Origin of the sequence: Gemella sp. zg-1178, assembly GCF_018790995.1 — a bacterium.
GTDB lineage: Bacteria > Bacillota > Bacilli > Staphylococcales > Gemellaceae > Gemelliphila.
The window spans coordinates 23759-37567 of the sequence record NZ_JAHKEI010000011.1 but is presented as its reverse complement, the minus strand read 5'-3'; the positions used below and the strand labels follow the sequence as shown (position 1 = coordinate 37567).

The following is a 13809-nucleotide window of genomic DNA, read 5'->3' as shown; positions in this document are numbered from 1 at the left end:
AAATTATGTAAGGTAAATTAAATTAATAGGGGATTATTTATTATTTTTATATTAAGATAAACTGTTTTATTATTTTATTAATAAGGATAAAAACAGTTTCTGAAAAACGCTTGTACTCCCCAAAAAATTGTACTATATTTTATATATAAAAAATTAATGAAGGTAGATTTATTTTCATCAATAAAATAATTTCAGTGCTAGCTGTGCTGCTATCAGTAATATTAATATTCACAGCTTGCTCTTCTAAAAAGGGACATCATCTTCTAATAAAGATGAACTTAAAATAGGAGTGGTAACTGGAGAAGGTGGAATAAAATCAATAACCCTTATTAACAAGGGTTCTTTTTTTATTTTTAAAATCGTAAAAATTAGCGAAAAATAATAAAACTATAAAAAATTTTTTAAAAGTTAAAAGTATATAAATAAAGTCTTATATGATTTATATAGTTGCTATATTTTTAATTTTAAAGTAAGAGGATTTTATATATTAGATTAGAATAAATTATAAATATTACAGATTTAAAAATTATTTTTGAATATGATTACAAGACATAAAAAATATAATTTAGAAATATTGATATTTAAATATATTTATGTTATCATTCTTATATAAAATCACTCAAAGGAGAAAACTTTATTATGAAAAAAATAATTTCAATTTTAGCAGTAGCCCTGTCTGTTGCCTTAGTTTTTGTTGGTTGTTCATCTAAGTCTTCAAAAACTTCAACATCAACAAACTCAGGACTAAAAGTTGCTGTAGTAACTGACTCAGGTGGAGCAAAAGATAAGTCTTTTAACCAGAGTAATGTTGAAACAGTAGAAAAATGGACTAAGAGCAATGGTGCTACGGCTCAACAACCTATTGAAACTAAGAGCCAAGATAAAATAATTCCTAACTTAGAAACAGCATCAAAAGTTTCTGATGTAGTATCAATAGCTGGTTTCTATTTCGAAAAAACTTTACCAGAAGTTGCTAAAAAATTCCCTGATAAAAAATATATTTTATTAGATGCGGTGGTTGACCAACCAAACGTTGCATCATTTACTTTTCAAGAGAATGAAGCAGGCTACTTAGTTGGATATGCCGCAGCTTTAAAATCTAAAACTGGGAAAGTTGGGTTTATTGGTGGAACAAAAATTCCTCCAGTAATTAAATTTGGAGTTGGGTTTGTTCAAGGAGCTAAAGCAGCAAATCCAAACATTGAAGTATTCTATCAATACAGCGGTACATTCGATGATACAAATAAAGGTAAAACTTTAGCAGCAACAATGTACGACCAAGGAGCAGATATTATCTTTGCTGCGGCTGGTGGTGCTGGAAGTGGTGTAATTAAAGAAGCTCAAGAAAGAGCTATTAATGATATAAAAGAAAGTGGCGAAGTTAAACATTGGGTAATAGGTGTTGATAAAGACCAATACGAAGACGGGGTATTCAAAGCTAAAGATAAAGAGGGTAAAGAAGTAACTAAATCAGTTATTTTAACTTCAGCAGTTAAACGTATAGACTTAGCTGTTGTAAAAGCTCTTGATTCAGTTAAAGCTGGAACTTTCAAAGGCGGAGCAAGTAACACACAAGTTCTTACAATTAAAGATGATGGAGTAGGGCTTCCTGAGAAAAACCCTAACTTAAGTGATGATGTAGTAGCTAAAGTAAAAAAAGTAATTGAAGAATTAAAATCTGGTTCTGTAAAAATTGCAACAATTGGGGATGAACTACCAAACAAAGATAAAGTAAACGGAGAAGTATAATACTTCTAAAATATAGCAAAAACAGCTTGGGAATTTTCCAAGCTGTTTTTTATTTATATAAAAAATAAAACAACTATAATTTTTTAAAAGTAATAAAATATTGACAATTATAAGAAAAAACGTGTACATTTAGCCTAAAATATATTATAATTATAGAGTATAGAAAATAAGAGAGGTATTTATATGTATGCAATAGAAATGCTAAGCATAACTAAAAAGTTTGGTGACTTCTACGCAAATAAAGATATAACTATTCAGGTAAAGAAGAATGAAATACACGCACTCTTAGGAGAAAATGGTGCAGGTAAATCAACCCTTATGTCTGTACTTTTTGGAATGTATCACCAAGAAGAAGGAGTTATAAAATTAAATGGAAAAGAAGTTAATATAAAAGACCCAAAACATGCTAACGAATTAGGTATAGGTATGGTTCATCAGCACTTTAAATTAATAAAAAATTTCACGGTAGCTGAAAATATAATTTTAGGTATGGAAGAAGTAAAAGGTGGTAAAATAGACATAGAAACTGCCTCTAAAAAAATTCATGACCTTTCAATAAAATATGGTTTGGAAGTTAATCCAAAAGCTCTGGTTAGTGATATTACAGTCGGTATGCAACAAAGGGTAGAAATTTTAAAAATGTTATATCGTAACGCTGATATATTAATATTTGACGAACCCACTGCTGTTTTGACACCTGCTGAAATCGAAGAATTTTTAACTATTCTTAAAAACTTAAAAGCAGAAGGTAAAACTATTCTTTTAATAACTCATAAATTAAATGAAATAATGGCAGTTGCTGATAGATGTAGTATTATTCGACGTGGAGAATATTTTGGAACTGTGGAGATAGCAGAAACTACAAAAGAAAAATTAGCAAGTCTAATGATAGGTAAAGACCTAGAAATTATTAATTATGAACGCTCAATAGATGGAGTAAAAAAAATATTAGAAGTTAAAGGAGTTTTTGCTGATTCTGAAGAGAAAAAAAATATTTTACACGACCTTAACCTAGATATTCGTGAAAAAGAAATTTTAGGTATAGCAGGGATTGATGGTAATGGGCAACAACAATTTGTAGAAGTGTTGAATGCCTTGCTAAAAACTACAAATGGCGAAATAATTTTTGAAGGTAAAGAGATTTCAAAAATTTCTACTGCAAAACGTAAAGAATTAGGCTTAGAAATAATAGCAGAAGATAGACACAAAGACGGTTTAGTACTTGATTTTAGCATAGAAGAAAATGCAGTTTTAGAAGACTACTACACAGCTAAGTATTCAAATAAAGGATTTTTAAGAAAAGCTACCATATCAAAATTTGCAAAAGAACTTTGTGAAAAATATGACGTGCGTAAAGCAGGTGGCGAAAAAATTTCAGCTCGTAGCATGAGTGGTGGTAATCAACAAAAACTTATAATAGGTCGTGCTTTAGAGTTAGAACCTAAATTATTGGTAACTACTCAACCAACTAGGGGGCTTGATGTGGGGGCTATTAACAGCATTCATAAAATGTTAATTTCTTATCGTGATAAGGGAAATTCTGTATTGTTAATTTCTTACGACTTGGACGAAATATTGACATTATCTGACAGAATAGCTGTTATTTATAATGGAAATATTATTGATGTTCTTGGTAATGATGAGAATGTAACTAAAGAACAGCTAGGTTTATTAATGGCTGGTGTGAAGAAGTAGGAAGGGGAAATTATGTTTAAAAAAGTTTTAATTAATGCAATACTACCTATTTTTGCTTCATTTTTATTAGGAGCTATAATTATCAGCATGATAGGGGCAGAACCCGTTGCTGTTATGGAAGTAATCGGTAGCGTATTTATAGACCAATCTAGCATATCAGAAATATTAGTATCTACTATTCCCCTTATATGTACTGGTTTATCTATTGCTTTTGCCTTTAGAACAGGTATGTTTAATATTGGGGCAGAAGGTCAGTTTATTATTGGTGGATTAGCTTCAGGTTTTGTAGCTATAATGATGCAAGGGGCTAATTTTTATTTAGTTCTTTTATCTAGTGTTTTAGCAGGGATTTTTGCTGGTGGTTTTTGGGCGGCAATTGCTGGTTATTTAAAATCAAGATTTAATATTAGTGAAGTTGTAGTTACAATTATGCTAAACTACATAGCACTTTACTTTGTTCAATTTTTTGTGCCGAGATATATTCGTGGTACAAATGATGTTATTTCAAAAACTATAGAACATACAGATGGAACAGGTTATTTAGAAAATAGTTTTATATTCTCTATTTTTGGCAATAATCGCCTAGGAACAGATTTAATATTAGCCCTATTAAGTTTAGTAATCTTCTACATAGTTATGGAAAAAACAGTATTTGGTTATGAATTACGTTCAGTAGGTTATAATAAACACGCTTCAGAATTTGTAGGTATGAAAGTAAATAGAAATACAGTTTTATCTATGTTTATAGCAGGAGGTTTTGCTGGCTTAGGTGGAACTCTTTATAATTTAGGACCTGTTGGTCAAGTAGTTGTTGGTACTACATTCCAAGGTTATGGTTATATGGGTATAGCCGTTGCTCTTATCGGTGCCAATACAGCTCTAGGAGTATTACTAGGTTCATTATTATTTGGTTTCTTAGCAGTTCTTACACCTCTCTTAGCCTTTGTAGGAATACCAAAAGATATAGCTAATATTTTAATAGGGCTTATTGTTTTATTTGTAGCCGCAAAAGCCATGTTTGAATCTAAAGTTTTAAGTAAAATATTTAAGAAAAACAAAAAAACGAAAGGAGAAAAATAGATGGATACATTTTTATCGCTATTAGACTCTATGTTACAATATACAGCACCAATTCTTATTGCGGCCATAGGTGGTTTCTATTCTGAAAAAAGCGGGGTAGTAAATATAGCTTTAGATGGTTTTGTTATATTCGGAGCATTTATAGTATCGTTTTTTGCAACTAGCATATATGCAGGAGAACCAACAGTAACAGACCTTATAATATGTTTAATTCTAGCTACTATTGCTGGTGGCTTGATGTCTTTAGTCCATGCATTTATAAGTATTAATTTAAAGGCTGACCAAACAATTTCAGGGACAGCTATTAACTTAATAACTCCAGCCATAGCATTATTCTTGGTTAATCACTACAACGGAACTTACGAATTACTTTTAAAAACAGGTTTTCCTCGTCATACAATAGTAGGAAAGTTGACTGTTTATCCAACAATAATAATAGCTGTAATATTAGTAATAGTTACTTATTATGTAATATATAAACGTCCATTCGGTTTGCGTTTGCGTTCAGTAGGTGAAAATCCACAAGCAGCAGACTCTTTAGGGCTTAGCGTATATAAATATCGTTATATAGGTGTAGTTATTTCAGGTTCTTTAGCAGGCCTATCAGGTGGAATTATTGCAACTACATTTTCTCAAGGATTTAACTCTTCAATTACAGTTTATGGTTTTGGTTATTTAGCCTTAGCTGCACTTATTTTTGGCAAGTATAATCCTATAAGTGTAACCTTAGCAGCTCTATTCTTTGGAGGAACTAAAGTTTTCGCAGAAAAAGTTTCTATTTTAGCACCTAATTTGCCAGTTCCAGTTTCATTTTGGAATATGTTCCCATTCCTAGCAACTATTGTAGCATTGATTATTTTTTCTAAAAAATCATCAGCTCCAGAAGCTCTGGGTATTCCTTATGACAAGGGTCAAAGATAAAAATATAAAAATAAAAAGATTGTTAATAATTAGCAATTTTTTTATGTTAAATTATTATTGCGGAACTTTAGATATATTGTGAAATTTATAATAAAAAACTTGGAGAAAAAATTTCTTCAAGTTTTGTTTTTTATAAAATAATTTAATTGTAGTAGTAATAAGGGAGTAGTAAAAAATATTTTTTTCTTAGTAGTTAAAAATTCTTTTTGGGATATGGTAAGCATACCTTGCTCCTAGTTACAAATTATTTTTCAAAACATCAATAAGCATTGGTTTGGCTACATTATTACTAGCTTCTTCTCCCAGTAGATATTTTAATATTTCTAAACCAAATAGGAGGGCAACAGCCGGGCCTTGACTGGTAATAACATTTTCATCTAACACAACTGCTTTTGTGCTAGAGTAATTTTTGTAGTCAATATTTTTTTCAAAACCTGGATAGCAGGTAATATTTTTATTTTTAGTAATACCAGCTTCATTTAAAACTATGGGAGCTGCACAAATAGCGGCAACTAATTTTTTATTTGAATACATAGTTTTAAAAAATTCTATTAGTTTATTATTATTTTTTAAATATTCAGCTCCGGGTAAACCTCCTGGCACAACGATTGCATCATATTCTAAAATATTTTTTATTTCTGAAATTTTTTTATCAGCAGTTATTTTTACGCCATGCGAGCTTGTTACTTGATATTCTTCATTTGCAGATATTAAATCTACATGCAAACCTCCACGTCGCATAACATCTAGCGGAGCGATAAATTCTAATTCTTCACTTCCATTTTCTATAAATAAGGCCACTTTTTTCGTCATATTCTTCTCCTATAATTTTATTTTTTTGTACAATTTTCTACAAAGTTTGAAAATAATTTTTTTGCTTCTTCATTATCATTTATTAATAATATTTCTGGATGCCACTGAACAGCCATGATATATTGTTCTGGAATTTTTGATTCTACTGCTTCTATATAGCCGTCGCTACTAAAGGCTGTTGCGATTAAGTCTTGCCCCAAAGTTTTTATTGCTTGGTGGTGTAGGGTATTTACCAAAGTTGTCTTACCTAGTAATTTATAAAGTAAACTATCTTTTTCAATATTTACAGAATGGCTAGAAAATTTTGGGTGGGTTGTTTGTAGATGTTTGATTCTTGTTTTGTCAAGACTGTCTATGTCTTGGTGTAAATTTCCTCCCAAGGCCACATTTAAAATTTGCAAGCCTCGACATATTGCAAAAATCGGTTTTTGTAAAATTAATATTTCTTTTACTAACTCTATTTCAAATTCATCACGTGGTGGCAAAGTTTCTTTAAGGTTTGGAGAGGGTTCTTCACCGTAAAAAATAGGGCTAACATCATGACCACCCGATAAGACTAAACCATCTATTTCTTTGGCGTATTGTTTTGCTAATTTTTTATCTGTAATGGGTAGGAGAAATGGGCTTCCTCCTGCCTTGTAAATTCCCTCTATCGTTTCTAGGGGTGTATAGGCTATCTCTGTATAGCTTAATTCTTTTATTTGCTCATTTAGCTGACTTGTAACTATTCCAATAATTGGACGCATATCAATCTCCTTTTTATTTTGATAAAAAAGATACAAACTTAACAGCTTGTATCTTTTGAAATTATAACTTAAAGTTTATTTTTCTAACTCTAGTACTCCGTATTTACCGTCTTTACGCTTGTAAGCAACAGAAAATTCGCTAGTCTCTTCATCAAGGAATATAAAGAAATCATGTCCTATAAGTTCCATTTGTAAAATAGCTTCTTCTTTGTTCATTAAGTTGGCAGGAACTTTTTTAACTTTTACAAATTCTAATTTATCTTCTTCTGTAGCTTCTAACTCATTTGTTAGTAAGGCTTCAGATACAATTCCTTTTTCTTTACCTTTACGATTTATTCTTGTTTTATGTTTTCTCATTTGACGTTCTAACTTGTCAACTGCTATATCTACTGCTGCATAAAGGTCAGTATTTGTTTCTTCTGCACGAAGTGTAACTCCTTTTAAGGGAACTGTAATTTCAATTTTTTGATTACCGTTTTTATACACTTTAGCATTAGCATAAACATTTGCATCTAGTTCACTAGAGAAGTATTTTTCCAGTTTTGCAACTTTATTTTCTACATATTCTCTAATTGATGGAGTAATTTCTAGGTTTTCTCCTCTTACTTGATATCTTAACATAATTAAGCACTCCTTTCAAAAGTAGAAAACTACTTTTAAGGTCTTTTGACCCCATAATATTCTATATTTATATTATATCATTTTATGGAAACAATATCAATATTAATGAATGCAAAATTAGCTTGCTTTATAAATATTATTTTATCTTAATTAGAAATTTTTATTACTTTTGGCTAGGGTTAGAAATGAAATACTTATATGAGAATTAAAATTTTCAAGTTTCCTAGCTAGGGATAATAAAGTTTTGCCACTCGTAAAAATATCATCAATAATTAAAATTGATTTTACATTTTTTAAAAAATCTTTTTTATTATCCAGGATACTAACTTCATGAAAATTTCTTTTGCTGTGTATTTTAGCCTGCTTTGGACGATACTTTTCACTAAAAATTTCTGTATAATTAATTTTACAGATTTGACATATAAGGGCTACATGATTAAACCCCCTTATGGCCTCTCTAGTTTTATTGGTCGGAGCTAGAGTGATTAAATCAAAATTATTATTTTTTAAAAAATTTTTTAAGGGCAAGCTAAATTTTTTGGCCTGTTCAGTATGCCCAAAATATTTTATGTCATAAATTATTTCTTTTATATCCTCATAATTTGCAAGGTAGTAGTGAGTATAATTTATTTTATTAATTTTTACAGTTAAAATTTTTTTACATTCTTGGCAAATACTTTCTGAACTTTTAAAAATATTAGCAAATCCTATTTTATTTTTTATATTTTTTTCACAAAAATCACATTTCATAAATTTTCTACCTTATATTTAATTTTCTATATTTGGCTAAGGCGTTCATGTATTTTATTTCTTTTATTGCCGAAGTCATATTCTTAGTTTTTTTATCAGCAAAAAATATTATCTGCCCGCTTGTGTCATAATCTTTTCTGCCGACACGCCCAGCTATTTGAATAAGGGCTTCTTTGGTGAAGTGTATGTGGCTAGCGTCAAAGACTAAAACATCAAGATAGTCAAAGGTTACTCCACGTTCTAGTATGGTGGTAGTTATTAGGATATTAAATTTTTTATTATAAAAATTTTCAAGAATTTCATTACGTTTTTCTTCCTTGCTACTCACAAAAGGAAAATTTAATTTTTTAGCAAGTTCTTTACCTGTTTTTATATCCGCTACAAATATTAAAGCCCGTCTGCTAGTAGATTTTATCTCAGCTATAAAATTTTCTAGCCTATCTTTTTCACAAGAAATTTTGGGCAGGGGCAGGAGGTGTTTGTGGTAGCGAATAGGAATTTTAAAAATATCATCTACAAAATTTTTAATTTTTTTAGATGGGGTTGCTGATAAAAATATTATATTTGCCTTATCTATTAAGGATTTTTCAAGACCATATTCTAAGATGCTGTCGCTATTATAGGGGAAAGCGTCAACTTCATCAACAATTACTAAATCGAAAAATTTGTAGTATTTAGTAAGTTGATGAGTAGTCATTATATAAATAGAAGAAGAGAGTAAAATTTTTTCATCGCCATGCAAAATATTTATATCTAAAGCAAAATCCTTTTTTATTCTCAGAGCAAGTTCTTTTACAATATCCTTGCGTGGTATAGCTATGCAAACTTTTTTACCGAGCTTCAAACTATAAAATAAAGTTTCGTAGATAATTTCTGTTTTTCCAGCCCCACACACTGCCCAAACAAGAGAGTTTTTTCCTACTTTAATATTTTCTAATAATTTTTTAGAAGCCTTGTCTTGTTCAGAACTTAGAGATATATTTGGAAAGTTTAGACCACTATAATCAATTTTATTAGGATAGTTAATAATAAATTTAAAATTTATATTATCACTAATACCCAAGTGCAAACATTTTTTACAGTAGGTAACTTGGCTGAAACTATTTTGATAACTGAAAAAATCTTTTTTATTACCACATTGCAAGCACTTATTATTTTTTAGGGTAAGTATTTTTTGCACATACTGGCTAGCAACTAAATAATGAATTTTAACTTTTTTAACCAATAATTCCTGAATAGAAAATATTCTGCCATTATATTTTTCTAAAAAATCATAATCTATTTGAGCCTCAAAATTTTGATTTTTTAATTCTAAAAATAAGTTGTCAATTTGGCTATCAAAAAAATCAGATTCTAGGTACTCATTATAAACATCATCTAAAATTTTATTTTTAATTTTTTCGTCATAACTACTGTAATAAGCACTATAAAAAGCGTGAATAAACTCACTATATTCATCAAAATACATAAAACCACTTCCTCTAGCCCAATTATACAAAATAAAAAATATTTAGTAAAACAATTTTAGGTTAAATTATGGTTAAAAATAATATAATAGTATTAAATTCTACTATTAAATTCTACTATTAAATAGCTAGGCTTATTATATAATTATCTTGAGATAAATTGACCTAAAATCTAGTAAATAGTATAATGTTGTAAATTAAAATTATTAAAGAAAGGAGTTTTAGCTATGAAGAAAATTTTTATTTCAGTTTTTGTTTTGTCAGTTCTTTTATGTGCTAGTGATTTTTCAAATAAGAATGCAAAAGCACAAGAGGTAAATTTTTTAGAAGCTAGGGATATATTACCAAATCAACTTAAAGATATTGTTACTTTTCCCCTGTTTCAAAAAGAAGATAATCAGGCTAAGTCTCCTGAATTAATTAGTAATTTTGATGACGGACTTAGCAAACTAGAGTTAAATTTACAATTACCAACTTATGACAAGGATAGCTATAAATTTTTGGTAGTTTATAGTCTTGATGAAGAAAGCAAAAAAAAAGAAATTTTTAGGTATCAAGTTAATAATTCAGGGAATTTGTCAATTACCGATTCTAAGATTTTAGGTCTGATAAAAAATAATATGAGTCTAATGTTTAGGACAGAAAGTTTTAAAATTAAAAACAATAAGGTTGTTGAAAAATTATATTCTCAAGACAGCAAGTACTACTACACACCAAGAGAATATAATCTGACTATTAAAGAGGGCGACAAGCTAGTCTATAGTAATAACATTATTTTCTCCGACTATGAGGTTGAAGATAATAAAGTTAATTTAAAATTTTCAGACTTGAAAAAATATTCTGTTGACAGATATTTTTCTTATGAAGCAAGTCAAATTAAAATAGACGGAATAAAAACTATTCTTGATAATGACAAACTACAAATTCCACTTTTTGCTAAAGATATAGTAATAGACCTTAGCCGAGTAGAAAATCAGTGGGCAAAAGTAAAAATTACATATCCGAGTATTTTAAAAGAAAATAATAGGAATCTTTATATAAAAAAAGGTTCAAGATTTTCAGATTTCAAAATAAATAATAGTAGGGAGCTTATAGAAGTTAAAACAGATAATGAAAATTATTCCTTTTTGTCTTACCGTATCGGCAGTCTAGATTTTAGAAATTATGAGGGAGTAGTTAATGATGACATTTTAGTAAAAGCCATTTATAATACTAAAATAAAAGTTCAAAATGATGACTTAGAAAAAGAATTTACTCTTGCAACAGGAGATAAACTTAGCAAGTTAGACCTGTCTGATTTCCAAAAAGAAAATTATAATATAGAAAATTATACAGTGATAGACGCTGAAACCAAGGAAGAAAAAATAGCAACTAAGCTTGAGGATGTAGCAGTTGATAACAGTATTACTATAAAACCCAACTACAAAGAAAAAACATACAAGATAATGGTTCGCCAAGATGATTATAATAAACGTTTCGGCAGTGTCGATGCTAGCATTGAAAATAAGGATATAGAATGGAGTGCCACCAAACCAATAGGAGAACTTTTAGAAAAACTTAGGCCAAATATAAAAGCATCGGAGGGCTATGTTTTAGAATATCGTGTCAATAGAAAAAAATTAAATCCAGAAACTTTGATTAAAGAAGATATAACACTAGAAATATATTTCAAAAAAAATGAAGAAGACTGGGTTAATGTCAAGTTTGTTGGAGAAGGTATCGACAAATTTTTATCTGACGGCCAAGAAGTTTTAGCAGGCAGAAGAATTGACACTATAAACTTACCCAGCAGTCAAGGAAGTAGTAAAGAATTTTTAGGCTGGACTGCAAACCTTGATTATAAGATTGAAGTAGATGGAAAAATTTTAGTCAGAAACAAGGATTACATTTTAAAAAATATTGACCTAGCCCACGTTTTAACAAGCAAGGGACAAAATCTTATTTTTAATGCTCAATATTTAGAAACTTATAAAATTTCTCTTGAAACAAATGGGCAAGGAGAAATATTTGTTGCTAATCAAGATGGAAATGTGATTGACTGTAAACAAGGATTGAGTATAAAAAATATGTTGGCTGATAATAGGTTACTACTACTAGCAAATTCACATTTTAAATTTTCACATTTCACATCAACCCTACCTCTTACAGTTAAAAGCAAGGACGGGAGTAGCAGACTTGTAAAACTTGGAGAAAAAATTTCTTTACAAGAATTTGAAACTATCGTTCCAGATAAAAATTTAACATTCATAGCACATTTTGTACTAATCGGAGGTATAGAAGATAAGGATATTTTAAGCAATCATATATATACAGAAAATATTTTAAATTCAAGTTTTGAAAGAGATTATAGCAATCCAATATATAGGGCCTTAGGACCACTAAACTTTTTAAAATAAAAACTCTATTAGGAGATAACAATGGAAAATTATTTACAAAAAGCATTAGAGAATCAAGTTACTAATTATTTCATGTCGGTAGTTGATACAGTACTTGATTATAAAGATATGATGTTGGCTTACGATTGTGCCATTAAAGAAATTCGTACAAAGTTTGATATTCTAAATTCAGAATTTAAAATAAAACATCAACGTAATCCAATAAGCTCTATTCACTCTAGGTTAAAAAGTAATTCAAGCCTTATGGAAAAAATACGCCGTAGGGGAATCGCTACTGATGTAGATAGTATAGAAAAATATATTGAAGACATAGCAGGGGTTAGGGTAATTTGTAACTATATAGACGATATTTATAAAATAGCAGACTCATTAATTCGTCAGAATGATGTTGAACTCTTAACTCGTAAAGACTATATTTCAAATCCCAAACCAAATGGTTACAGAAGTTTGCACTTAATCGTAAAAATACCAGTTTTCTTTGCAGACACTACAAAAGAAGTCAAGGTAGAAGTACAAATCAGAACCATAGCAATGGATTTTTGGGCAACACTCGAACATCAAATGCGTTATAAAAAAACAGAACTCGATGAAGCGGACAATATAATTGAAGAATTAAGACAATGTGCAGAAAGCATTGCACAAACAGATATGAAAATGCAAAGCATAAGAGAATCAATTAATAATTTAAAAATAGAAAAAAGTCAAGAAGAAAAATTTATAGAAAAACTAAAAAAATTAGACATATCAATAATATAAGATTAGACAAAAGTCTAATCTTTTTATTAAGAAGTAATTAATAATATTTTAGTTAGATTAAAAACAAATTATATAAGAATTACATCATTTTTAAAATTTAAAAATTTTTATACTACTTAAATTATAAAAATATTAATAGTAAAAATGAAAATTATTTCTTAATACATATCTATTAAAAAATAAAATATTAAAAAAATTTCTGTATTTATCTTTAAAGAGAAAATGCATATTTGCTATAAAAATAAAAATTATAAATAGATATTTTTGAAATATAATTTTAAAATTTAATTTTATTTACTATATAGTAATGAAACAATAAAAAAGGAGTATTAAAATGAATAAAGAGGAATTAGAATTATTATATAGTAGCAAGGTTGGGGCAATAGAAAAATTTTTTGAAGATAAGACAAAAGATATTAATGAATATGTTTTTTATATATATGATTATGCTTTTATGGTAGACAATACTTATCAGACTGTAAAGAAAGTTTACAGGTAAGAAATAGAAAATTCTGACAATCCAGAGGCGATAAAAATTCCTGCATATTTTTTAATGGAGATGCAGAAACAATTGACGGTGAAATGTTTTAATATTAAAATTTAATATCTACTTTAAGGGTAAATTTTAATATTTTATTTAAGATTTATAATTTAAAATAAAACTAAAGTTTGATATTTATAATATTAAAATTATTAAGCAGTTAAAATAATAATTTAGATTTCTTGTAATAGGGTGAAAAATTTTATTTTTTATAATTAAGTCTAGCTTCATAAAATTTATATTTTTATAATCTTCAAGAAATAAAATTTAAAAAA

12 protein-coding genes are annotated in these 13809 nt (G+C 28.6%); 7 read left to right on the top strand and 5 right to left on the bottom strand.

What is annotated here, in order from left to right:
* Positions 1–639: 639 nt before the first annotated feature.
* From KMP12_RS04515 to KMP12_RS04500, 4 genes are all read left to right on the top strand, one after another.
* Positions 640–1749: a BMP family lipoprotein gene (locus KMP12_RS04515; RefSeq protein ID WP_215756554.1), complete on the top strand. Its 1110-nt coding sequence runs from the start codon at positions 640–642 to the stop codon at positions 1747–1749.
* 183 nt (positions 1750–1932) lie between these two features.
* Positions 1933–3444, top strand: coding sequence for an ABC transporter ATP-binding protein (locus KMP12_RS04510; RefSeq protein WP_215756553.1), 1512 nt, complete (start codon positions 1933–1935; stop codon positions 3442–3444).
* 12 nt (positions 3445–3456) lie between these two features.
* Positions 3457–4524, top strand: a complete 1068-nt coding sequence (locus tag KMP12_RS04505) for an ABC transporter permease (protein WP_215756552.1) — start codon at positions 3457–3459, stop codon at positions 4522–4524.
* On the top strand, positions 4525–5445 hold the full coding sequence (locus KMP12_RS04500) for an ABC transporter permease (RefSeq protein ID WP_215756551.1): 921 nt from the start codon (positions 4525–4527) through the stop codon (positions 5443–5445).
* Between the two features lie 237 nt (positions 5446–5682).
* Here the strand turns inward: KMP12_RS04500 and KMP12_RS04495 are convergent, their stop codons facing one another.
* The 5 genes from KMP12_RS04495 to KMP12_RS04475 all read right to left on the bottom strand — a co-directional run bounded on the left by KMP12_RS04495 (position 5683) and on the right by KMP12_RS04475 (position 9843).
* Positions 5683–6258, bottom strand: coding sequence for a DJ-1 family glyoxalase III (locus KMP12_RS04495; RefSeq protein WP_215756550.1), 576 nt, complete (start codon positions 6256–6258; stop codon positions 5683–5685).
* Positions 6259–6275: 17 nt separating this feature from the next.
* Complete coding sequence (locus KMP12_RS04490; RefSeq protein WP_215756549.1) at positions 6276–7004, bottom strand: gamma-glutamyl-gamma-aminobutyrate hydrolase family protein; 729 nt, start codon at positions 7002–7004, stop codon at positions 6276–6278.
* A gap of 75 nt (positions 7005–7079) precedes the next feature.
* Entirely contained in the window at positions 7080–7625 is a 546-nt protein-coding gene (hpf, locus tag KMP12_RS04485) for a ribosome hibernation-promoting factor, HPF/YfiA family (protein ID WP_215756548.1), read from the bottom strand.
* 150 nt (positions 7626–7775) lie between these two features.
* Positions 7776–8375, bottom strand: a complete 600-nt coding sequence (locus tag KMP12_RS04480; protein ID WP_215756547.1) for a ComF family protein — start codon at positions 8373–8375, stop codon at positions 7776–7778.
* Positions 8376–8382: 7 nt separating this feature from the next.
* A complete protein-coding gene (locus tag KMP12_RS04475; RefSeq protein WP_215756546.1) occupies positions 8383–9843 on the bottom strand; it encodes a helicase-related protein in 1461 nt (486 codons plus the stop codon).
* Between the two features lie 225 nt (positions 9844–10068).
* Between KMP12_RS04475 and KMP12_RS04470 the strand changes: the two genes are divergently transcribed.
* The 3 genes from KMP12_RS04470 (at position 10069) to KMP12_RS04460 (ending at position 13492) form a co-directional block, all read left to right on the top strand.
* Positions 10069–12237 (top strand): hypothetical protein, encoded by a 2169-nt coding sequence (locus KMP12_RS04470; RefSeq protein ID WP_215756545.1) that lies wholly within the window; start codon positions 10069–10071, stop codon positions 12235–12237.
* 21 nt (positions 12238–12258) lie between these two features.
* Complete coding sequence (locus KMP12_RS04465) at positions 12259–12993, top strand: GTP pyrophosphokinase (RefSeq protein ID WP_215756544.1); 735 nt, start codon at positions 12259–12261, stop codon at positions 12991–12993.
* 334 nt (positions 12994–13327) lie between these two features.
* The gene (locus KMP12_RS04460) at positions 13328–13492 is read left to right on the top strand and encodes a hypothetical protein (protein ID WP_215756543.1); all 165 of its coding nucleotides are present in this window, start codon (positions 13328–13330) and stop codon (positions 13490–13492) included.
* The last annotated feature ends 317 nt before the right edge of the window (positions 13493–13809 follow it).

Excerpts from the sequence above, each read along its gene's own strand:
- KMP12_RS04515 (WP_215756554.1), top strand. The coding sequence starts at position 640 with ATGAAAAAAATAATTTCAATTTTAGCAGTAGCCCTGTCTGTTGCCTTA.
- KMP12_RS04510 (WP_215756553.1), top strand. The coding sequence starts at position 1,933 with ATGTATGCAATAGAAATGCTAAGCATAACTAAAAAGTTTGGTGACTTC.
- KMP12_RS04505 (WP_215756552.1), top strand. The coding sequence starts at position 3,457 with ATGTTTAAAAAAGTTTTAATTAATGCAATACTACCTATTTTTGCTTCA.
- KMP12_RS04500 (WP_215756551.1), top strand. The coding sequence starts at position 4,525 with ATGGATACATTTTTATCGCTATTAGACTCTATGTTACAATATACAGCA.
- KMP12_RS04495 (WP_215756550.1), bottom strand. The coding sequence starts at position 6,258 with ATGACGAAAAAAGTGGCCTTATTTATAGAAAATGGAAGTGAAGAATTA.
- KMP12_RS04490 (WP_215756549.1), bottom strand. The coding sequence starts at position 7,004 with ATGCGTCCAATTATTGGAATAGTTACAAGTCAGCTAAATGAGCAAATA.
- hpf (WP_215756548.1), bottom strand. The coding sequence starts at position 7,625 with ATGTTAAGATATCAAGTAAGAGGAGAAAACCTAGAAATTACTCCATCA.
- KMP12_RS04480 (WP_215756547.1), bottom strand. The coding sequence starts at position 8,375 with ATGAAATGTGATTTTTGTGAAAAAAATATAAAAAATAAAATAGGATTT.
- KMP12_RS04475 (WP_215756546.1), bottom strand. The coding sequence starts at position 9,843 with ATGTATTTTGATGAATATAGTGAGTTTATTCACGCTTTTTATAGTGCT.
- KMP12_RS04470 (WP_215756545.1), top strand. The coding sequence starts at position 10,069 with ATGAAGAAAATTTTTATTTCAGTTTTTGTTTTGTCAGTTCTTTTATGT.
- KMP12_RS04465 (WP_215756544.1), top strand. The coding sequence starts at position 12,259 with ATGGAAAATTATTTACAAAAAGCATTAGAGAATCAAGTTACTAATTAT.
- KMP12_RS04460 (WP_215756543.1), top strand. The coding sequence starts at position 13,328 with ATGAATAAAGAGGAATTAGAATTATTATATAGTAGCAAGGTTGGGGCA.